This window comes from Paenibacillus sp. MAHUQ-63 (assembly GCF_028765165.1).
Taxonomy (GTDB): Bacteria; Bacillota; Bacilli; order Paenibacillales; family NBRC-103111; genus Paenibacillus_E.
In genome coordinates, this window is the sequence record NZ_JARADB010000009.1 from 133,351 (window position 1) to 154,978 (window position 21,628).

The following is a 21,628-nucleotide window of genomic DNA, read 5'->3' on the forward strand; positions in this document are numbered from 1 at the left end:
ACCAGATGTACACCATTATGCTCATTGATGACGAAGTTGGCGTGCGTAACGGCATTAAAGCCAAAATCGATTGGGAGTCCGCGGGCTTCGTCATTGCCCAAGAGGCTTCCAATGGCGCGGAAGCGCTCCGCCTGCTTCAGGAGCATCCGCTGCCCGATGCCGTCATTACCGATGTCCGCATGCCGCAAATGGACGGCATCGCGTTCGTGAAAGCATGTAAGGAGAAGTATCCGGAGCTTCGCGTCGTCGTGCTTTCGGGCTACTCGGACTTTGAATATATGAAGGCGGCCATACAGTTCGGAGTCAAAGACTATTTGCTCAAGCCTGTCGGGCGCAGCGAAGTTATAGCGCTTCTGGGCAAGCTGTCCCTCGAGCTGGAGCAGGACCGCAACCGCCTGCGCGAGCTAGAGCAGGAGGAACTGAAAAATAATCAGCTGCTGTTATTGATGCAGGAGCAAGTGATTTGGCAGCTGGTGAAGGACGAGTGGTTCAGCATCGCTACGGTCAAAGAGCGCATGGAGCAGCTGCATCTGTCCGGCTTGGCCGTAGATGACCTGCGTGCACAGTTCGCGGCTGTGGAGATGCGTATCCCCCAAGGCAGGCTGGACGATTGGAGCGAGCGGAAAGATCTGCTGTATTTGGCCTTCCAGATGCTCTGCCGGGAGTATGCGGAGAAGCGGGAGCAGGTCTACCCTTTCGGCGCCAGCAGCCATCCGGCTATGATGCATTTCCTGATTCTGGTGAAGGACGCGGAGTCCCATGCCCGGTTGATGGATGATTTCGTCCGCGAATTGAAGCGAAATATTCAAAGGTATCTGCGTGTCGAGAGCGTAGTGGGCGTCGGCGAGCCTATCAGCGGACTGAGGCAGTTGAAGGATGGGTATGCATCCAGCATGCTGGCCTGGAGTCAAAGCACGGTCCACTCGGATAGGGCGGAGCCGAACCGGAGCGTGCTGGCCATGACGCACGCGTTCTCCCCGGAAGTGGAGCGGAAGCTGGTGCAGACGGTGGAAAATCTCGACATGCCGGCTTTTACGAAACAGCTGCAGGCGATTTTCGCTGAGGATCGCGATACGCCGATGTTCGTCTTCACCTTTTTGACGCTGAGGATAATTCTGCTGTTTAATGCGATTGCCAAAAAGTTCGAACTCGGCGGCGCCTCGCTGCAGAGCTACCTCTGGAATTGCCAGATGACCGTAAGGGATTACTCGTCGCGGGAACAGGTGCTGGAGCAGCTGCACGACATGGCGCAGCTCGTTATGAATGAGGTGCGCCGAACGCGGTTTTCCAGCGGCCAACAAATGATGGAGGCGATTCGCAACTATGTGGACGAGAACTATTCTTACGAGCTCACGCTGGCTTCGCTGGCCGATATGTTTCATCTGAACGAGACGTATCTTTCCGGGTTGTTCAAGCAAAGCGCCGGTGTTACGTTCAGCGACTACGTGACGAAGCTTCGGTTGAGCAAGGCGGTTCAGCTATTGAAAGAGAATGAGCTCAAGCTAACCGATATCGCTACGCTGGTCGGCTACTCCAGTTCGAGTTATTTCAGCACAGCGTTTAAAAAGCATTACGGTAAAGGCCCTAAGGAGTACCGTGAAGAACTACTAGGTAAAAATTGAGCTTTGGGGCGCAGTGGCCTTGCGCCGGTGTTCTGCATCTGCGGCCTTGCTCCGCCCCGCGACATATAACCCCACTACCACGTTTCCTGTGGTGCTGGGGTTTTTCTCATTTCCATGGCCAATGAAATTGAAAGGGAATTTCCGATGATTTTGAAATCTTTCGCCGCCGGTTCCCGGTACAATGACCATACGGTATAACCCGAACATTGTGCAGGAGGGGAAGTATGCGAAAGACGATAAGCATGTTGGCTGCCGCCGTAGCTGCTGCCGCATTGCTGGGATGGGGGGGAGCGGCCATGATGCGAAGCGGTGGAACTTCAGCGGATTCCGAATCCGCAGGCTTAACGGACTCTGCTGCGCGAAGCGGCGCAACGGCATCTGCGTTATCAGCAGATCCTGACTACTATACGGAAACCTACCGGCCGCAATATCATTTATCACCGGAATCCGGCAATATGAGCGATCCGAACGGAATGGTTTATTTCGATGGAGAGTACCACCAGTTCTATCAGAACAGCGGCCAGTGGGGACATGCGGTCAGCAAGGATCTTGTGCATTGGGAGCATCTTCCCGTCGCTCTGGCGCGCGATTCGCTCGGAGAGATTTGGTCCGGGAGCGCGGTGGTCGATGCCAAGGATTCCAGCGGATTCTTCGGAGGGAAAGCGGGATTGGTGGCCGTCTTTACCCACTTCAAAGCCGGCTTGCAGTCGCAGAGCCTTGCATACAGCTCCGATAAAGGAAGGACATGGACGAAATACGAAGGCAACCCGGTGATTCCGAATCCGGGCTTGAAAGATTTCCGCGATCCGAAAGTCATCTGGCACGCGCCGACGAAGTCGTGGGTAATGGTAGTCGCGGCCGATAACCGGGTGCGCTTCTATGTATCGCCCGATTTGAAGTCATGGACGATGACCGGCGAGTTCGGCAGCGACCAAGGCTCGCACGCGGCCGTATGGGAGTGCCCGGACTTGTTCGAGCTGCCGGTTGAAGGCTCCAAAGCGAAGAAATGGGTGCTGGCGGTCAGCATCGGCAACAACGGGGCGACGAAAGGATCCACGGCGCAGTACTTTGTCGGCTCGTTCGACGGCAAGACGTTCAAGAATGATAACAAGCCGTCCGACGTGCTTTGGACGGATTATGGCAAAGATTTCTATGCGGCGGTGTCCTACTCGGACATTCCAGCCAAAGACGGACGCCGCATCTGGCTCGGCTGGATGTCCAACTGGCGATATCCGTTCGCGATGCCGACCGGTGCGTGGAAGGGCAGCATGTCCATCCCGCGGGAGCTGAGGCTAAGGGACGTCCCCGGCCAAGGACTGCGGCTCGTACAGCTGCCGGTCATAGAGCTGGAGCGGCTGCGCGGCAAGGAGATCGCGCTGGGGCCGCAAACGGTGGCCCCAGGAAGCAATCCGTTTGCCGACATCAAGGGAACGTCCTACGAGCTCGTGGCGGAGCTGGGCGTCAAGCCGGGAGCCAAGCTGGCGTTGGAGCTTCGCAAAGGTCCCGGCCAAGGGACGACGGTCAGCTATAATGCGGCTTCGGGGCAGCTCGCCGTAGACCGTACGCGTTCAGGAGCCGCTTCGTTCGAGAAAGGCTTCGCCGAGATCATGACGGCGCCCGTCGCCCTGAAGAACGGCAAGCTGAAGCTGAGATTGTATGTCGATGAATCCAGCCTAGAAGTGTTCGCGAATGACGGCGAAGCTGTCGTTACCTCGCTCATCTTCCCGGACCCTACCAGCAGCGAACTTATGCTGACAGCTGCAGGAGAAGGCGTCTCGCTGGAGAGCGCGCACTTCTACCCGCTGAGGACCGTCTGGCGTCAAGAGGATACAGCTGCCGGCAAGCCGCTGCGGGTCGTGCTGAACAAGAGCTCTCTGGACGTGCCGGTTAACGGGAGCGAGCAAGTCCGCTCTTTAGTAGTGCCGTACAATGCTGCGCAGGATCTAAGGTGGCAATCCAGCGACAATTCGGTAGCGTCAGTTGCGGCCGTATCCGGCGGAGCCATCGTCAAAGGCCTACAGGCCGGGCAAGCGGAGATCAAAGCGATTAGCGAAGACGGCAGCGCGGTTTCCACCCTTCGAGTTTTCGTATATGGAGATAACTAATTTTACATGAATGGAGAGAAGAACCATGGATACGGTGATCCAGACTGCCTCACAGACCAGGAAGAAATCGCATGCCTTCCGCAAGCATGAACAGGCGACCGCATTCTGGTTTATTTTGCCCGCGATCGCTTTGCTGCTCGTTTTCGTGTTCTACCCGATGCTGCAAGCCTTCGTCATCAGCTTCAAAAACTACTCGCTTGTAGGCGCGGGCGATGTGTTCGTCGGATGGGACAACTATGTGCAGCTGATGAAGGACCAAGCTTTTATAAACAGTCTGAAGCATTCGTTCTATTTCGCCGTTATCGTTATTCCGGTTCAGACGAGCATTGCGCTGGGACTGGCGCTTTTGATTCAGAGAAAAACAGCCGGTACGGCTCTGTTCCGCACGCTCTATTTCATTCCCGTGATTATATCCACTGCGGTCGCAGCGACGGTGTTTAAGCTCATCTACAACAAGGAGTTCGGGCTGCTCAACAGCGTGCTGAAGGCGATGCATCTGCCGGCAACAAGCTTCCTTTCCGATCCGGATACGGCGATGAACGGCATTATTGTGCTCGGTATATGGAAGGGCGCAGGCTTTTTCATGATTATATTTCTTGCGGGATTGAACAATATTTCCCCTGATCTGTACGAGGCTGCCCGGGTCGACGGCGCTTCGCGGATACAGCAGTTTGCCAAGATTACGCTGCCGCTGCTGAACCGGACGATGGCCTTCGTGGTCATTATGACGACGATCGACGCAATTAAGCTGTCAGGGCTCGTGTTCGTCATGACAAACGGGGGACCGAACAGCTCGACGGAGACAGTTGTTTTCTATATCTACAAGCAGGCGTTTACCCAGATGCGGATGGGGTATGCGACAGCGGCGGCCTTCGTCCTGTTCGCGATCGTGCTGGCGATTTCGCTTATCCAGATGAAGCTGTTTAATAAAGATGCGGATTAAATAAGGGGGGAACCGCTGTGAAAACGATAGCCAACACCATTAGACTCATCGTCATGATCGTCATCGCGCTGATTTCGGTCGCTCCGATCGTATGGATGGCGGCTGGGGCGTTCCGGCCTTATCAGGAGCTTTTCCGATATACGTCGCTGGACATTCATTTGCTTATTCCTGTGGACTGGACGTGGCGCAATTTCCATAATGTTATTTTCAATACCAGGAATCCGTTCCTTCGCTATATGTGGAATACATTATTCGTCGCTTCTGTTGTTACCGCAGGCGTGCTGATCATTAACGCCATGGCGGCTTTCGCGTTCGCCAAGCTTAGATTTCGTTGCAAGACCGTCCTGTTCGCCTTGTTCATGTCTGCGATGATCATTCCGGGGGAAGTTACGCTCGTGCCGAATTATTTGCTCATGCATGATTTGGGCTGGCTCAATTCGTACAAGGCGCTGATCGTGCCTTCGATGCTGTCGGTATTCGGCATTTTCATGCTGCGGCAATTTTTCGCGGAAGTTCCTGGTGAAATGATGGAGGCGGCGCGCATAGACGGGGCCGGCTTGCCGCGCACCTTCGTATCGATCGTGCTACCGGCGGCAGTACCGGCTTTGATTACATTAGGTTTGATGACCTTCCTTGGCAATTGGGACTCGTACCTCTGGCCGCTTATTGTCATTAACGATCAGAAAATGCAGATGATTCAAGTCGGCATTGCCGCCTTTTCCTCCAATGAAGGGACGGACTGGTCCAAAGTGCTTGCGGCCAATACGTTGTCGACGGCGCCGATTCTGCTGTTGTTCCTTTTTCTACAGCGGTACTATATTCAGGGGATTACGATGTCGGGCATAAAAGGATAGGGCTTTACTGGTTTGCACGCATACCTAATTAAAGCTGGTCGAAAGGACTGTATAAACCGGGTGAAAGGAAGCTTAAGATGAATTATGATGTAATTGCAATAGGGGAATTCTTGATTGACTTTACACCGTATGGCGTATCCGATGCCGGGCAGCCGGTCTACGAGCGCAATCCGGGAGGCGCGCCTGTGAATGTCGCGGCGGCGATGGCAAAGCTGGGCGGGAAGAGCGGTTTTATCGGCAAAGTAGGCGCGGATCCGTTCGGAACATATTTGCGGCAAGCGCTGCTGGAATATGGCATCACAGAACAGGGGCTCGTTACCACGGCAGAGGCGCATACGACGATGGCTTTCGTTCAGCTGGATGCGCAAGGGGAGCGGTCGTTTCATTTCTCGCGAAGTCCCGGTGCGGATCAACTGCTGCGTGAGGATGAAGTGAACCTGGCGCTGCTGGAGGGAGCCCGCATTTGCCATTTCGGATCGATCTCGATGACAGTGGAGCCCGCCTGTTCGGCGACCGTTTATGCTGTAAGCAAGGCTAAGGAGAGTGGAGCGCTTATCTCGTATGATCCGAACTGGCGGCCTTCTTTATGGGAGAGCGGTCAACAAGCGAGGAAGGCGATAGCGGCTGGACTGGATCTGGCCGATCTGGTTAAGGTATCGGAAGAGGAGCTTACGTTCCTTACGGGGGAGGCGGATATTCAGCTGGCCTCGCATCAGTTGGCGGAGCGGCATCGCATTGGGCTTGTGCTGGTCACGGCCGGGCGGGCCGGTTCCTATTACCGGCTGGGCAGCAAATGGGGCAAGGTCGACAGTTTTCCTGTACGGACGGTGGATACGACGGGGGCGGGCGACGGTTTTCTGGGCGCTTTCCTATACCGGGTGCTTCAGGCCGGCAAGCCTGTGCAGGGATGGAGCGAGGATGAGCTGCGGCAAGCGCTGACTTTCGCGAATGCGGCAGGAGCCTTGGCGACAACCCGCAAAGGGGCGATTCCGTCGCTGGGGACGATGGCGGAGATAGAAACACTGATGCAGTCGAAGGGAGAAGGCGTATGAGTGAGCGATTGGATGAACGGGAACAAAACGCGAAGCATGAGCGGTATGTGGAGCGGGCTGGTGCGGTATTGGAGGGTAAAGCGGCCGGGATGGGAGACGACAGCTACAGACTGCGCTATCATTTGATGCCGCCGGCAGGCTGGATGAACGATCCGAACGGACTCATTTATTATCAAAATGAATATCATGCTTTCTATCAGCACTACCCGTACGAATCCTCTTGGGGGCCGATGCATTGGGGGCATGCCAAAAGTAAAGACCTCGTGAACTGGGAACACCTTCCGGTTGCTCTCGCTCCTTCGGAGACGTACGACGCGGGAGAGACCGGCGGCTACGGCTGCTGGTCGGGCAGCGCTGTCGATGATGACGGCGTGCTGACACTGATCTATACGGGACATGTCGACGGGCGAACACCGACGGAAGTCCAGTGTCTGGCGACAAGCGGCGACGGGGTGATCTTCCGCAAGGAGGCCGGCAACCCGGTCGTTGCCGGACCGCCGGAAGAAGGCGGCTTCGGTTTCCGTGATCCGAAAGTATGGCGTCATGACGGGGCTTGGTACATGGTCGTCGGTTACGGCAAAGACGGCTTGGGCAAAGCGCTCCTGTATACTTCGCCGAATCTGCGCAATTGGCGCTATCTGGGCGCAGCCGCCGAAAGCGACGGTACGATGGGCGATATGTGGGAATGCCCGGATTTGTTTCCTTTAGGCACAGGTGACGACCATGTCCTTATCATTTCCCCGATGAATATGGGGGCGACGAAGACGATGTATATGACCGGCTCGCTAAATTACGAGACGGGGGTTTTCGAGCGCCGTTATGCCGAGCGGCTGGATTACGGGTTCGACTTCTACGCTCCGCAAACGTTCGCCGACGATAGCGGCCGGCGCATCCTGTTCGGTTGGATGAATATTTGGGGGGCCCGCATGCCGGAGCAGGAGCGGGGCTGGATGGGGGCGTTCACACTGCCCCGCGAGCTGACGCTGGCGGAGGACGGCACGCTGCGGATGCGGCCTGCAGCGGAGTTGACCGCGCTGCGCGGAGAGCACCGGCGTGTGAGCGGGCTTACCGTCGGCGCCGGTACGGTGGTGGCGCTGCCGGGCGTGGCCGGCGATTCGCTGGAGATTATCGCCGTCTATGATGTGAGCAATTCCGCTGAGCATGCGGAATTCGGCCTGCTGCTGCGCTGCTCGGAAGACGGCTCTGAGTACACCAAGGTGGTGTACTCGGCGGCTGAGCGCAAGCTTGGCGTTGACCGCACGCGCGCCGGCGCCGGCGACGCGGGCGTCAGCGAGGTGCAGCTGGAGCCGCTGGCGGACGGGCGCGTGAAGCTGCACCTGTTCCTCGACCGCTCGTCGGTCGAGCTGTTCGCCAATGACGGGATGAAGACCGTCACGAACCGGATCTATCCGGCGGCGGACAGCGTCGGCATCAAGCTGTTTGCCGAGAGGGGAGCGGCTCGGCTGGAGAGCTTGGATGCTTGGCAGCTGGGGGAGTGATCCGCTTCGCAGGGGCCGGGCAGCACGACTGCCGTGAAAAAGGCTGTCTACTCAAGGCTTAACGAAGCCTGGGCAGACAGCCTTTTGTGGTGTGGCCGATGGGCGCTCCCTCTAGGCGGCAGCTAGTGAACCAGGGCGCCGCCAATCTGCGGAAGACTAGCTGCATGTACGGGCTGCAAGTCGGCCGAGGGCCGTTCGCCGGACCGAGGGTTGCGGTCGCTGCGGGCCGACCGGGCCTGCTTGCGGCGGCTATGCCGAGGCACCGGAGAGCAGACGCGCTCCTCCACGTTTAACGGACAGTACGGCCGTAATTTGTGCCAGGAGCGCGAGCTAGCCGATCTAACGGACACCCGTGTCCTTATTTGCCGAGATCGGTGCGGTATCGCACTGATTTTGGGCAAATAGCTGCACGTGTGTCCGTTAGATCATGAATTCGGCCGCAAAAGGCCGAATAAGGGCTGCTGTGTCCGTTAGGGGGAGTTCGCAGCCAGCCGGGGCAAGCCTGACTGCGGCCCACGGATCAGCAGAGCAATCGTCTCGATGATACCCGGCTTTACACATCATATATCCGCTTGCAGCCAAGTCCCCGAGTTATGTCCTCGACTTCACGCACGCATCTGTCTGCAGATTTGCCCCGGCCTCCTCCTTGCTGCATATCTATATGATTTTTCGAATAGAATCGCCGATTTCCCGCGATCATTTTCGAGTACAACCGCCGATTTCCCGCGATCACCGATGAATATATACGATGTGTCGGATCAAGCCCGATCCGGACTCCCTTACACCCCTCTGCGCACCGCCTGATAGGCCAGCGGAACTCTGGTTGAAAGCACTTACTTTCCAATCCTCCCGGATTCTTTTAGAATAGAAAGATCCTATGAAGAACGGAGAATCCCAATCCCCATGTCCGCCGAGTCGATTTTCAATCAAAAGCTGCAGCCGTACATCCGTTACGCGGACCTGCTGCACTTCCAGCAATGGATTACGCCGCCGAGAATCATCACCGATTATATGCTGCTTTATGTGCAGAATGGGTCATTCCGCCTGCGGGTAGAGGGAGAGCAATATGAGGTGAAGCAGGGGCAGTTCATTTTCGTCCAGCCGGGCATCGTGCATCAGATGGAATCCCAGTCGCAGTTGACGCTTTTGTCGCTGCATTTGGAGCTGTTCCCCTACTTGGCGGAGAATCGCCCCGAAATGATCGTGCCGGTCGACCAAGGCTATAATCCCGATGCAGTTGCGATGCAGCCAAATTTGAAAGCTTACGCGGATATCGCGATTCCGTATGTGCTCAAGCTGCCCAGACACGAATGGATGCTGGAGTCGCTGCAGCAGGCAATCGCGCACTGGAACCGCAAGAACGCCCTCGATTTCCTCCAGGCGCAGGTGCATGCTGCAGAGATGGTGCTGGAAATTTTGAAAGAGTACACGACCGACATCACGACCGAGCATAACCGCTCCACTTCGCTGAATTGGGTTCCCGCCTATATGCAGTACCAGCTGGCCGAGCCGCTCACCGTGGAGGAAATGGCCCATAAGGCGCTCATGTCCCGTTCTTACTTCTCCATGCATTTCCGCGCGCAATTCGGCATGGCCCCCCATCAATATTTGCTCAAGCTGCGTCTCGACTACGCGACGGAGCTGCTGCGAAGCACGGCTTTACCGCTTCAGGACATCGCGGACAGCTGCGGCTTCTCGAGTGTGCACCACTTTTCAAAAATGTATAAACTCCGCTTCGGATGCCCGCCAAGTCAAATCAGACGCAAATCATGAAAAAGACGTTTTGATAAATTACCTATGCATTTTGACAAAGCCAGAGAGTCGCTTAGCCCCCTATAATGAAGCCAGAGAGCGAACATAAACATCACTTCATGATAGGGAGGCTGCCAGGCGATGCCGGGAACTGCGTATGTAGGCATTCTTCATCCATATGAAACGGGCAGGTACAGCGTGGAGCAGAACTCCAAGCTGCTGCGAAGATACAGCTATATTCATGAGCGGCTGTTTCGCTGCGCCGCCGGCCAGCTTCCGGCGAGAAGCCATTGGCACCTTAAGGCTGCGCTCGGCAAGCATCTCTATGAAGACGCTGAAGCGGTCGGATCGCTGCGCCGCCGCATGATGGAGCTGCGAACGTCTCCGATGATGCTGCACAAAGAGCCGAACATCTCGCTGGCGCTGCTGTTCGATGAGCTTATCCATGCTGAGAGCGACATGGAGCTGCTGGTAGGCATCTACCGAGTGGTGAAGCCGGCATTGCTGAAAGCGTATACGCAGCATATGGCGGACACGCAGCAGCTGGTGGACTATCCGACCATTCGCCTGCTGAGGGGACTCTGTACCGATTTGCAGGAAGCGATCGCGTGGGGCGAAAGCATGATTCAGACGCTGCAAAGCGAGGGTGAGTCCGTGGCGCAGGCCGAAGAGTTCGAGCGCCGGATCGGCTCTTTCCTGGCTGCAGCCGGCGGTATGACCGGCGAGCAAGGCGCTTCGATTAAGCTGCCGCCCCGCTGGCGTTCGGGCACGGCCTACGAAATGCCGAGGCAGGCCGTTCGCGACGCCAAGCGCATGGGCCCGCCGGCACTCGGCCGCACCGCCATCCCGGGTCAATCCGATGACCCTGTGCGCGTGAAGCTGCTAAGTATGATGAAATCCCGGCAAGAGGAAATGGCGGCGGTAGAAAATGTGGCGAGCGTTATCTACGATCAAGCGAATATGCCGTGGGAGTTTTATCAGGACCTGGCGCGCCATCTATGGGATGAAGTGCGGCATGCGCTGTTCGGGCAGGCGGCGATGGAGGCGGAGGGTATTGATTGGATGGCGCTCCGGCAGTATGTCGGCGGTTACGACCCGCTGATCGTCAAGCACCCGGCCCAGCGTTATGCGATTCTTAGCATCGGCTTCGAAGAGAAGGCGATGCGGCGCCCGGGCAAAATCGCCGAATACGAGTTTTGCCGGGATGAAGCGAAGCACAAGCTGATGGAACGGTTCCAGGATTATGACTGGGCGGATGAAGTGACGCATGCCGCTTTCGGAAGGAAGTGGACGCCGGAGCTGTTTGGCGAGGATCTCGATTACGTGCGCCAGGTGGCGGATTACGAATTTGAAGAGCGGCAGAAAGCCTTTGAGGCATGGGCCAAACGGGAAGGGAATGAAGACAAATGACGAATGATAAGCGGACTTACGATTTTCAAAGACAAATAGAGACTTACGATCGAGCCGATGTAGTGGTCATTGGCGGAGGGCCTGCCGGAACGGCGGCTGCGATCTCTGCAGCCAGACGCGGCAAGAAGGTGATTGTGCTGGAGAAATCCGGGCAGCTCGGCGGCATGGGGACGCTGGGGAACGTCAGTATTTTCATGCCGATCGGGAATGTGACCGGAATCTATCGGGAGATGATCGCCGAGGTGCTTGCCGAATATTTGCCGGAGCATCACGATGTGTCCATTGCCCCGCAATATTCGCCGTTTGAGCTCAGACATTATTTGAATGAGAAAATGAAGAAAGAAGGCGTCGAAGTCATTTATCACACGGAGTTCGTCGGTGCGGTTAAGAACGGAAGCCGCTTGGAGGCCGTGGTCGCTTCGACCCGCGAAGGGCTGAAAGCATTTGAAGCGCTGCAGTTTATCGACTGCACGGGGGATGCCAGGGTCGCTCTCGATGCCGGGGTGCCGCATACCTCGGGAAGGGAAGGCGACGGGTTGACACAGCCGATGACGCTTATGTTCATGATGCAGAACACGGGGAAGCCGGTAACTCCGATTTTGCCGGAAGGCTGCTACTATTACGAGAACGTGTCCGACCTCCCGCAGGGACGGCACTTGTATTGGGAGCGCAACAAGGACGGGCAGCTGCTCGTGAACATGACCCGGGTCAAAGGAAACGGCGCCACGATCAAGGATGTCAATTACGCAGAGACCGAGGCGCTCAGACAGGTGTTCTCCATTGTGCATTACTTGCAGCGGAACGGCTTCGAGACGTACGCGCTGTCTCATGTAGCCAATCAGGTCGGCGTGCGGGAAACGAATCAAATTCAAGGACTATATACGCTCACCGAGCACGACGTGGTGGAAGGACGCCGCTTCCCGGATGTTGTGGCTCAGACCAATTATGAGATCGACATCCACAGTCCTGACGGGAAGAAGACGACGGACGAACGCAAAGTCAGCGGCTACGATATTCCGTACCGCTGTATGGTGCCGGCTGCCATCGACAATTTGCTGGTGGCGGGACGCGCGATCTCCGCTACGCATGTCGCCATGTCTTCCATGCGCGTGCAGCCGACCTGCTATGCGCTGGGTCAGGCGGCCGGCATCGCAGCATCAATTGCCGTAGACCGTTCCTGCGAGATTCGGCATGTGCCGATCGATGCGCTGCATGACGGGTTGCGCGAGATGAACGTCGTGTTTCATAAACTGGCTTCTTATTCGTAGTGACGGAGAAAACCTAGTCGCAGTGAACTGCACCTCCAATTCTTCAATGGTGTTTAACCATGGGGGGCATTTCACGCACTAGGTTTTTTTACCGTCTAAATCAGTTCCCTATCCAGTACATACACCTTCACATTTTTCTTTATGCCGAATTCCTTGGCTTGTCCCAGATCGTTCATGAACACGTCGATGCGCGAACCGCGAATGGCCGAGCCGATATCCTCCGCTTTGCGAATGCCGATCCCTTCGATGAACACCGTAGATCCCAGCGGAATGACGTTAGGGTCGACGGCGATCGTTCGTCCCTCTTTGGCCTTAAGTCCGCTGTACGTTATTCCGTACTCGGGGTGAGAGGCTTTTTTGCCTGTAGATTCGAAGCCGGCCGTATAAGCCGTCAGTGTGGTGTTGATCACTTTTTTTATAATTTTCGGCTGCGACCTGGGGGCGTCTGTGCCTCCGACCGATGCCGGGATGGTCAGTGTTTGGCCGATCGTTAAGCTTTTCGGATTGTAAATTTGGTTGGCAGCCATCAAGTCGTTGACGTCGATCCCGAAATCACGGGCGATTTGAAAAAGGGTATCTCCCCGGTTTACCTGGTACTGAGTCGTAGGCACCGCAGCGGATGCAGCCGTTGACGCGCCGGTGTCAGGCTCCGGTTCCGTGACCTTTGCCGCAACCGTGTAGGAAGGGGGAAGATCTGTATGATCATCACTGCTTGGATAGGAATAGGCTTTATCTGCAAGCCATAAACTGAACAACAAAGGAATGGTCAACACCGTAAATAAGATTCTTAGCAACATCGTAGCTCCTCCTCAAAAGAAAAATAATAGAGTTATAGCTACTAGAGTTGTCTATTTTCTATTTTTCTATACGTAATCTATCGAAATTTACTAGAGTTGCGACCTCAAAGGAATGATGCTTATGCGCCCGGGATACGGGATGTATCAACAGCAATCGGTGAAAATGCGGCTGACACCGCAGCTGCGCAAAGCCATCTCGATCCTGCAGCTGTCAGCGCCGGAACTCATGGAGGTTGTCCAGCAGGAGATGTTGGAGAATCCGCTTTTGGAATTCTCCTCGCCGCATGCATGGGGGGGATCCCGCTATATGTCCAATCGCCGGGATGCGGTGGACATGGAAGCAGACCCGCTCTATCGAGCGGCTTCGAATGAGGTCTCTTTGGAGCGGCATTTGAAAGAGCAGCTGCTCTTCGCCCGTGAGCTCCCGCCAGCCATGCGGCGCATCGTTATGTTCCTCATCGGCAATTTGGACGGCAACGGCTACCTGAGATCCTCGATCGATGAAATAGCGGACATCCTGAAGGTCGACCGTGAGCGTGCCGAGCAGGCGTTGGCCATTTTGCAGTCTTTGGAGCCGGCCGGCGTAGGCGCCAGGAATCTGCGGGAATGCTTGCTGCTGCAAATCGGGCCTGTGGCCGAAAGCTTCCCGCTTGTCGCGGAGATGATCCGCAGCCACCTGAAGGATGTCGGGGACTATCATGTACACAAATTGGCGCAGGTCTTGCAGGCATCACCGCAGCATATTCAAGCGGCCATGAACGTTATTCGAGGGCTCAATCCGAAGCCCGGCGCTGCCTTTCAGACGGAAACCGTTCCTTATGTCATACCCGAGGTCATCTATGAGCAGGCGGACGGCCGTCTCGCCCTGTCTGTCTGCCAGGCCGGGCTCCCGCGCCTGTCCTTGAACGGCTACTATGAGCGCATTGTGAAGGAGGGAAGGGACGCGAGCGAGGCGGCGCGGTTTCTTGCCGGCAAATGGCAGGCGGCGACGTTCTTCCTGAAATGCCTGGAGCAGAGGCGCAAGACGATTCTCCGTGTTGCGGCGGCGATTGCAGAGGAGCAGAGCGCCTTTTTCGAGCAGGGTGCAGCCTACCTAAGGCCGCTGACATTGAAGCAGATCGCCGATAAGCTCGGCATGCACGAATCGACCGTCAGCCGGGCGACAGCTGGCAAATACGCCCAAACGCCGTGGGGCATCTTCGAGCTGAAGTATTTTTTTCCGTCAGGGCTGGCGCAGGGCAGCGGAGACGATACGTCGTCCGAGTGCGTGAAGGCGAGACTCAAGGAGCTGATTCAAGGCGAGCAGCTTACGAAGCCATACTCCGATCAGAAGCTGGCCGATCTGCTCGCCGGGGAGGGCATTGCCGTTTCGCGCCGGACGGTGACCAAATACCGCGAAGAACTAGGCATTTCTTCTTCCTTGCGGAGGAAACGCATATAGATAGCTTAGAGGGTCAAGGCGCGTTTAAGGCTTTGGCCCACAAATTCATATCTTCATACTTGTCGTAGATATCGCAATTTTTCGTCAGCCTGCCGTAATACCCGTAGCCCATCTGGTAGAAAACGGCGTTCATGCCCGGCGACAAGGCTCTGGACAGCGAATACGCGCAGGTGATTCGGCGGGTGAGCAGCTCATCCTCCAAAGCATGCATCAGAAGCCGCATCAGCCCTTGATTCCGGTATGCAGGCAGTGTGGCGCAGTCGGTCATTTCCGCATTGGCGTAGGCCGCATTCACTTCTGCCGAAGCGGCGCTGACGAGCTCATCTTGCGATTCGACCAGATAATAAATCGTTCCCTCCCGCATCGTTGCGGCTACATATGCCGGATCGTTCATCGGGGTGGGATAGGTTTGGAAAATGCGGCCGTACAAATTTGACAACCGATCCGCATCCTCCGCCAGCGCGATACGCAGGGTGAGATGGTCCGGCACCTTGGGCCGGTCCGGTTTGCGGGCAAGCGCCAACACCTGCTGCAAAATGCGGTCCTCCTCGATCCAATAATCGCTGCTTCTCCGCTCCAGATCGGTATAAAAGGCCATGCAGTACGCATCCATGCCGTGAAAGTAGCCCTTGTAAATGCCCTCAAGCATACAACCTTTTCCCAGGAAATATTGCCAGTCCTGCTCCCGCGATTTGATGAAAACCTTCGTTAACGCATGGCTTTGAGCCGCTTCGGCGACCCGTCTGTATATGGCCTCGGGGTTGCCCTGGTAGTCGTCCACCCGCAATCGCTTATTTCTGTAATCGAGGCAAAAGCTTACCGTATAGTCGCTGCCTGTCTCAACCTCATTCGTATAAGCCGGCCGATCGCTTGGCATCTCGCATTTCCCCTTTCTTACCAAGGTTATATGCACCGTTCCGTCAGATTAGCCTTGAATCTAATCGTCCTGCCTGCTTTGAAGTTGGCATGAATTTTGCTTCGTAAATAGGCAGCAGCAAGCTGCGCGCAAGGAATCCGGCAAGCCATAAGGAGGATGAAACCAATGCCATGCATGTGGTGTGAAAGAGAAGACGTCCGCGAGAGTGTTAAAGACTGCTATTGGATCATGCCGGATGGCAGAATGGCGGTGCAGATCAAGGACGTTCCCGCCATCGAGTGCGCCAATTGCCGCACCTATGTGTCCGAAGAGACGGCCCAGCAAATTGAGGAGATGCTGTACTGGCATGATGTCTCCGCGCTGGGCAGCGCATTCCGTTATGAGGAGCTGCTGAAAGCTCCGCGCATCAAAAATATGTTCTTGAAGTAAACCTTCAAGGGGGTGTCCTATGGAGCGGGAGCATGTCATCAAGCCGGTTTTGAATCGTCAATATCCTACTGTCCATTACGGGAAAGGGGTGTTCCTCTACGACGAGCAGGGTAAGGCGTATCTCGATGCGTCATCGGGAGCTGTCACCGCCGGGATCGGGCACGGCGTGCAGGAAATCATCGATGCGATGATGGAGCAGGCGGCCAAGGTATCCTTTGTATACCGGTCCCAGTTTACAAGCGAGCCGGCCGAGAAGCTGGCGAAGAAGCTGAGCGATTTGGCGCCCGGAGGGGACTACTGGTCCTTCTTCGTGAACAGCGGCTCCGAAGCGACGGAAACGGCGATGAAGATCGCCATCCAACACTGGCAAGAGCGCGGGCGCCCGGGCAAGAACAAAGTTATTTCCCGGCGGATGAGCTATCACGGCATCACCATGGGCGCGCTGTCGATGTCCGGACATGTGCTGAGACGCAGGCGGTTTATTCCGCTGCTGGAGGATTACCCGGTGGTCGCACCGGCTTATTGCTACCGCTGCCCGCTTAAGCTGGCGTCGCCGTCATGCAAGCTGGCCTGCGCCGATGACTTGGATACCGCGATCAAGCGGATCGGCGCCGAGCATATCGCCGCTTTCATCGCGGAGCCTGTCGTCGGGGCTGCCGGAGGGGCTCTTGTGCCGCCCGAAGGCTACTTCGGCAGGATCAAGGAAATCTGCGACCGCCATGAGATTTTGTTGATCGCCGACGAGGTCATGACCGGCATCGGCCGGACGGGCGCGATGTTCGGCATCGAGCATGACGGCGTCCAGCCCGATTTGATCGCGCTGGGCAAAGGCATGAGCGCCGGCTATACGCCTATGGCTGCCACGATGGTCAAGGACCATGTCATGAAGCCTATCCTGCAAGGCTCCAAGAGCATCATGGCCGGCCATACGTACAGCGCCAACCCGCAGTCGGCGGCCGTGGCGTTGGCCGTCCTGGAGTACGCCCAGAAGCACCGGCTGGCTGAGGCTGCGCAAAGCAAAGGCGATTATTTGCTTGCGAAGCTGCGGCAAATGGCGGACGGCATCGCCCAGATCGGCGATGTCAGAGGCCGCGGGCTGCTGCTTGGGCTCGAGTTCGTCCGCAGCCGCGACGACCGGTCGATGTTTCCGCCGGAGGCTGGCGTCACCTCCAGGATCATCGACCGCGCCTTTGCCAAGGGGCTGTTGGTGTATCCGGCCGGGGGCGCAGTCGATGGCGCGGGGGATGCGATCATTGTGGCCCCGCCGCTGGTCATTACGGAAGCGGAGATCGATCTGCTCGTACAGCTTTTGGAGGAAGCCGTTCGGGAAGTCATAGAGGAGCTCGCGATAGACCCGTAGGAGGTGGCTCGGATGGAAAGAGCGGAACGGAGCAAGGTGAGGAGCCTGGAGGAGGCGCTTCACAAGATTAACGACGGCTGCACGCTGATGTACGGCGGTTTTGGCGGGATCGGTACGCCGCCGACGCTGGTCGAAGGTATGCTGGCCAAAGGGGTCGCCGAACTGACGTTAATCGGCAACGATACCGGGTTCCCGCATATCGGCATTGGCCGTTTGGTGACGGAAGGGAGAGTGAGGAAGGTCATCGCCTCTCATATCGGCTCCAACCCGCACGCCGGCCAGCGGATGGAGGACGGGAGGATGGAGGTCGTCTTCTACCCCCAAGGTACGCTGGCGGAAAAAATTCGGGCCGGCGGCGTCGGACTCGGCGGCATCCTGGTCGACGTCGGCGTCGGCACGATGATGGGGGAGGGCCGGGAGACGGTCAAGGTCGGCGGGCGAACGTATCTGGTGGAGCCGGCTTTGACGGCCGACATTGCCATCGTGCATGCGCGGAAAGCCGACCCGTTCGGCAACCTGGTTTACGAGAAAAGCGGCAGAAATTTGAATCCATTGGTTGCCATGGCCGGAGCGTTTACGATTGCTGAAGTTGACGAAATTGTACCGTTGGGGACATTGGATCCGGAGAGCATTGTGACACCGGGCATTTTCGTCGATATGGTCATCCAGAGCAAAGGAGTGAACTGGCAATGGGTATGGGAAAAGAAAACCGCGAGCGAATAGCGAGGCGGGCCGCTCAGGAACTGCGAAACGGCATGGTGGTCAATCTCGGCATCGGCATTCCGACCCAAGTTGCGGATTATGTCCCGGAGGATGTGCACGTCGTTTTTCATGCAGAGAATGGAATTCTGTGCGCGGGGGGAGCCCCGGAGCCGGGGGAGGAGGATGCCTTCCTCTGCAATGCCGGCGGGTACCCGGTGACCGTTGTCGACGGAGCTTCTTACTGCGACAGCTCGATCGCCTTTGCCATGATTCGCCGCGGCCGCATCGACATGACGATTCTCGGGGCGCTGGAGGTCAGCGAGCGGGGCGATCTGGCGAATTGGATCGTGCCGGGCAAACGGGTGGCCGGCATTGGCGGCGCTATGGAACTCGCGCAGAAAGCGAAGCAAGTGATCGTGCTCATGAACCACGTCAACCGGCAGGGCGAGTCGAAGATCAAGAAGCGGTGCGATTTGCCGCTGACGGCGATGGGCTGTGTGAAGCTGATTATTACGGAAATGGCTGTGATGGAAGTGACGGAGCATGGACTGCTGCTCAAAGAGATCATGTCTCCCTACACGGTTGAAGACGTTGTGCGGAACACGGAAGCCGCTCTAGTGATACCGGAGCATATCGTTTACATCCCCTGAAGGGATGCCGGGAAGCCGTACCTGAGGAGGGATTGCGATGACGAAACCGGAGCCGCCCGATCTGCGGGGGCTGGTGCATGCATGGATTGCAGACCATCGGGATGAAGGAACGGCGCTGCTGCAGCGCATGGTCAGAATGGCCAGCACGCAAGGCAACGAACAGGAAGTTCAGCTGCTCGTTGCCGAGCGGTTGCGGGGATTGGGCATGGATGTCGAGATGTGGGAGCCGGACGGCGAGGAGCTTGCCGGACATCCTTATTTCTGCTCGCCGCGCAGCAGGTTTGCCGGAAGCCCCAATGTTGCGGGCGTATGGAAGGGAGCCGGCGGAGGCCGCTCGCTTCTGCTGAACGGTCATGTGGATGTGGTGCCGGAAGGGGAGCGCGGCCAGTGGCGGCACGATCCGTACAGCGGCCAAGTCGCGGGCGGGAAGCTGTACGGACGCGGGGCGACGGATATGAAGGGCGGCAACGCTGCGATTATGCTCGCGCTTGGCGCTATTCAAGGGCTGGGGCTGAAGCTGAAGGGCGACGTCATTGTCCAAAGCGTCGTAGAGGAAGAGAGCGGCGGAGCGGGAACGCTGGCTGCCATTGTGAAAGGCTACCGGGCCGATGGGGCGCTTATACCGGAGCCGACTAACATGCGCATTTTTCCCAAGCAGCAGGGGTCGATGTGGTTCCGCGTGACGGTCAAGGGCCGCTCGGCCCATGGCGGAACGAGGTATGAAGGGGTCAGCGCGATCGAGAAAAGCGTGAAGGTCATCGAACATATCCGGGAGCTGGAACGTGTTCGCAATGACCGGATCACAGATCCTCTGTACGCGAACAATCCGATTCCGATTCCCATTAATTTGGGGGTCATTCAAGGGGGGAACTGGCCATCGTCCGTTCCCGATTCGGTGAAGCTGGAGGGCCGCATGGGGGTGGCTCCGGAGGAGCTGCTGGAAGAAGCCAAAGCGGAAATGCGAACGTGGATGGAACGGCTGCCGCAAGCCGATCCTTGGTTTGCCGAGCATCCCCCGGAATTGGAATGGTTCGGGGCGCAATGGGTTCCGGGCAGCGTCGATCCCGCTCATCCTCTCATGGAGGTGCTCATTCGGCAGTACCGGGAGGTTCAGCGGGAGGAGCCTGCGATCGAGGCGTCGCCTTGGGGGACCGACGGCGGGCTGTTGACGTTGCTGGGGGAGACGCCCTGCATCATCTTCGGCCCCGGCATCACGCAAGCTGCGCATTATCCGAACGAACACATCGTGCTGGATGACTTGTTTGCGGCGGCGGAGATCATTGCGCTGACCTTGATTCACTGGTGCGGTTTTGACAGAATGGAGGTCATAGGGGATGGGGATGGAGAAGGAAATGGAAATGGAAATGGAAATGGAAATGGAAACCCAAGGGAAGCCGACGAAATTCATTGAGATGCGAACTGCGCTGCCGGGACCGCAAGCGCAGCTTCTGCTGGAGCGCCGGCTGGCTAGCATCCCGCGGGGGCCGTTCAATACGGTCCCGACCTTTGCAGCCAAGGGTGCGGGAGCACTGCTCACCGATGTCGACGGCAATACATTTATCGATTTCGCAGGGGCCATCGGCTCCTTGAATGTCGGGCATTGCCCGCCAAAGGTCGTCGAAGCGCTGAAGGCACAGCTCGATCTCTATGTGCATCCCAGCTTTCATGTCATGATGTATGAACCCTATGTGGCTTTGGCCGAGAAACTTAACGAGATTACGCCGGGGCAGCATCCGAAGAAAACGTTCTTCTTGAACAGCGGTGCGGAAGCTGTCGAGAACGCGGTGAAAATCGCCCGCAAATATTCGGGGCGCAGAGCGGTCATTTCCTTCGAGCGAGGCTTTCACGGCCGCACTTATATGGCGATGTCGCTGACCAGCAAGGTGAAGCCCTACAAACACGGTTTCGGCCCGTTCGCGCCCGATACGTATAAGCTGCCTTATCCGTACTATTACAGAGCGCCGGAGGGCATGTCCGCCGAGGAGCTGGATGCCTTCTTGCTGCAGAAATTCGACGACTTCTTTCTGGTCGAGGTGCCGGGCGAGGAGGTCGCTGCCGTCATCCTGGAGCCGGTTCAAGGCGAAGGGGGCTTCGTCATTCCGTCTTCGCGCTTCATTCAGGGCGTTAAGGCCGTATGCGAGCGATATGGCATTCTGCTGATCGCCGACGAAGTGCAGACGGGCTTCGGGCGGACGGGCAAAATGTTCGCCATGGAGCACCATGGCGTCGTGCCCGACTTGATGACGATGTCCAAATCGATTGCGGCCGGCCTGCCGATCAGCGCCGTAACCGGCAGAGCGGACATCATGGACGCTCCCGGCGTCGGCGAAATCGGCGGCACGTACGGCGGCAGTCCGCTTGGCTGCGCAGCTGCGCTGCAGGTCATTGACATGCTGCTGGAGGAGCGGTTAGCCGATCGCGCTGTGGCGATCGGGGATGCCGTCAGCGAGCGGTTTCTGCGGCTGCAGCAGGAATTCGGCTGCATCGGGGACGTTCGCACGCTCGGCGCGATGAGTGCGATCGAGCTGGTGAAGGACCGGGAGAGCCGGGAGCCGGATAAAGCGTTGACGGCGCGGGTGCTGCAGGAAGCTCACCGGCATGGGGTTATCGTGATGAGCGCGGGCATCTACGGGAATGTGATTCGCATGCTGAGTCCGCTGGTGATTACGGACGATCAGCTTGCGGAAGGATTGGATGTGTTGGAGCTTGCCTTGCGGGCTTGCGTGCCGGCGGAGTAGCGGACTGCAGATGCGCGCTATTCAATCCCGCCCTCAGCTAAGCCCAACTCAGAGCTAGCTAAGCCCAGCTCACCCAGCTCAGCCAGCTAAGCCCAACTCAGCCCAACTTAGCCCGTTCTAGCTCATCCC

Annotated in this window: 18 protein-coding genes; 16 read left to right on the top strand and 2 right to left on the bottom strand. The window is 57.3% G+C overall.

All coding sequences use genetic code 11. From position 1 onward, the window contains the following. Nucleotides 1–5: 5 nt before the first annotated feature. The 9 genes from PUT07_RS31725 (at nucleotide 6) to PUT07_RS31765 (ending at nucleotide 12,505) form a co-directional block, all read left to right on the top strand. Nucleotides 6–1,622 carry a response regulator transcription factor gene (locus PUT07_RS31725; RefSeq protein WP_274472790.1) on the top strand — a complete coding sequence of 539 codons (1,617 nt, stop codon included), beginning with the start codon at nucleotides 6–8 and terminating at the stop codon, nucleotides 1,620–1,622. Between the two features lie 224 nt (nucleotides 1,623–1,846). Next, complete coding sequence (locus PUT07_RS31730) at nucleotides 1,847–3,727, top strand: GH32 C-terminal domain-containing protein (RefSeq protein ID WP_274472791.1); 1,881 nt, start codon at nucleotides 1,847–1,849, stop codon at nucleotides 3,725–3,727. Between the two features lie 25 nt (nucleotides 3,728–3,752). Continuing rightward, nucleotides 3,753–4,670: a carbohydrate ABC transporter permease gene (locus PUT07_RS31735; protein WP_274472792.1), complete on the top strand. Its 918-nt coding sequence runs from the start codon at nucleotides 3,753–3,755 to the stop codon at nucleotides 4,668–4,670. 17 nt (nucleotides 4,671–4,687) lie between these two features. Beyond that, nucleotides 4,688–5,524 (top strand): carbohydrate ABC transporter permease, encoded by an 837-nt coding sequence (locus PUT07_RS31740; protein WP_274472793.1) that lies wholly within the window; start codon nucleotides 4,688–4,690, stop codon nucleotides 5,522–5,524. 77 nt (nucleotides 5,525–5,601) lie between these two features. Next, nucleotides 5,602–6,576, top strand: a complete 975-nt coding sequence (locus PUT07_RS31745; RefSeq protein ID WP_274472794.1) for a carbohydrate kinase family protein — start codon at nucleotides 5,602–5,604, stop codon at nucleotides 6,574–6,576. Nucleotides 6,577–6,665: 89 nt separating this feature from the next. Beyond that, nucleotides 6,666–8,075, top strand: a complete 1,410-nt coding sequence (locus tag PUT07_RS31750; RefSeq protein WP_379241113.1) for a glycoside hydrolase family 32 protein — start codon at nucleotides 6,666–6,668, stop codon at nucleotides 8,073–8,075. Nucleotides 8,076–8,978: 903 nt separating this feature from the next. Continuing rightward, nucleotides 8,979–9,848: a helix-turn-helix domain-containing protein gene (locus PUT07_RS31755; RefSeq protein WP_274472796.1), complete on the top strand. Its 870-nt coding sequence runs from the start codon at nucleotides 8,979–8,981 to the stop codon at nucleotides 9,846–9,848. Between the two features lie 120 nt (nucleotides 9,849–9,968). Continuing rightward, nucleotides 9,969–11,237: a hypothetical protein gene (locus tag PUT07_RS31760; RefSeq protein ID WP_274472797.1), complete on the top strand. Its 1,269-nt coding sequence runs from the start codon at nucleotides 9,969–9,971 to the stop codon at nucleotides 11,235–11,237. After that, nucleotides 11,234–12,505: an FAD-dependent oxidoreductase gene (locus PUT07_RS31765; RefSeq protein ID WP_274472798.1), complete on the top strand. Its 1,272-nt coding sequence runs from the start codon at nucleotides 11,234–11,236 to the stop codon at nucleotides 12,503–12,505. Before PUT07_RS31760 ends, PUT07_RS31765 begins: the two co-directional genes overlap by 4 nt. A 95-nt stretch (nucleotides 12,506–12,600) precedes the next feature. Here PUT07_RS31765 and PUT07_RS31770 read toward each other — a convergent pair whose 3' ends face one another. Beyond that, on the bottom strand, nucleotides 12,601–13,302 hold the full coding sequence (locus tag PUT07_RS31770) for a 3D domain-containing protein (RefSeq protein ID WP_274472799.1): 702 nt from the start codon (nucleotides 13,300–13,302) through the stop codon (nucleotides 12,601–12,603). Nucleotides 13,303–13,423: 121 nt separating this feature from the next. Here PUT07_RS31770 and rpoN point away from each other — a divergent pair, with 121 nt between their 5' ends. Beyond that, entirely contained in the window at nucleotides 13,424–14,743 is a 1,320-nt protein-coding gene (rpoN, locus tag PUT07_RS31775) for an RNA polymerase factor sigma-54 (RefSeq protein WP_274472800.1), read from the top strand. Nucleotides 14,744–14,756: 13 nt separating this feature from the next. Here the strand turns inward: rpoN and ablB are convergent, their stop codons facing one another. Continuing rightward, nucleotides 14,757–15,620, bottom strand: a complete 864-nt coding sequence (gene ablB, locus PUT07_RS31780; RefSeq protein ID WP_274472801.1) for a putative beta-lysine N-acetyltransferase — start codon at nucleotides 15,618–15,620, stop codon at nucleotides 14,757–14,759. Between the two features lie 165 nt (nucleotides 15,621–15,785). Here ablB and PUT07_RS31785 point away from each other — a divergent pair, with 165 nt between their 5' ends. The 6 genes from PUT07_RS31785 to gabT are packed head-to-tail and all read left to right on the top strand — an operon-like array spanning nucleotide 15,786 to nucleotide 21,499. Continuing rightward, nucleotides 15,786–16,049 (top strand): YokU family protein, encoded by a 264-nt coding sequence (locus tag PUT07_RS31785; RefSeq protein WP_274472802.1) that lies wholly within the window; start codon nucleotides 15,786–15,788, stop codon nucleotides 16,047–16,049. Nucleotides 16,050–16,068: 19 nt separating this feature from the next. After that, entirely contained in the window at nucleotides 16,069–17,409 is a 1,341-nt protein-coding gene (locus PUT07_RS31790) for an aspartate aminotransferase family protein (protein WP_274472803.1), read from the top strand. Between the two features lie 12 nt (nucleotides 17,410–17,421). Next, nucleotides 17,422–18,132, top strand: coding sequence for a CoA transferase subunit A (locus tag PUT07_RS31795; RefSeq protein ID WP_274472804.1), 711 nt, complete (start codon nucleotides 17,422–17,424; stop codon nucleotides 18,130–18,132). After that, a complete protein-coding gene (locus PUT07_RS31800) occupies nucleotides 18,099–18,761 on the top strand; it encodes a 3-oxoacid CoA-transferase subunit B (RefSeq protein ID WP_274472805.1) in 663 nt (220 codons plus the stop codon). Before PUT07_RS31795 ends, PUT07_RS31800 begins: the two co-directional genes overlap by 34 nt. A gap of 37 nt (nucleotides 18,762–18,798) precedes the next feature. Next, a complete protein-coding gene (locus PUT07_RS31805) occupies nucleotides 18,799–20,172 on the top strand; it encodes a peptidase (RefSeq protein WP_274472806.1) in 1,374 nt (457 codons plus the stop codon). Continuing rightward, nucleotides 20,138–21,499 (top strand): 4-aminobutyrate--2-oxoglutarate transaminase, encoded by a 1,362-nt coding sequence (gabT, locus tag PUT07_RS31810; protein WP_274472821.1) that lies wholly within the window; start codon nucleotides 20,138–20,140, stop codon nucleotides 21,497–21,499. Before PUT07_RS31805 ends, gabT begins: the two co-directional genes overlap by 35 nt. The last annotated feature ends 129 nt before the right edge of the window (nucleotides 21,500–21,628 follow it).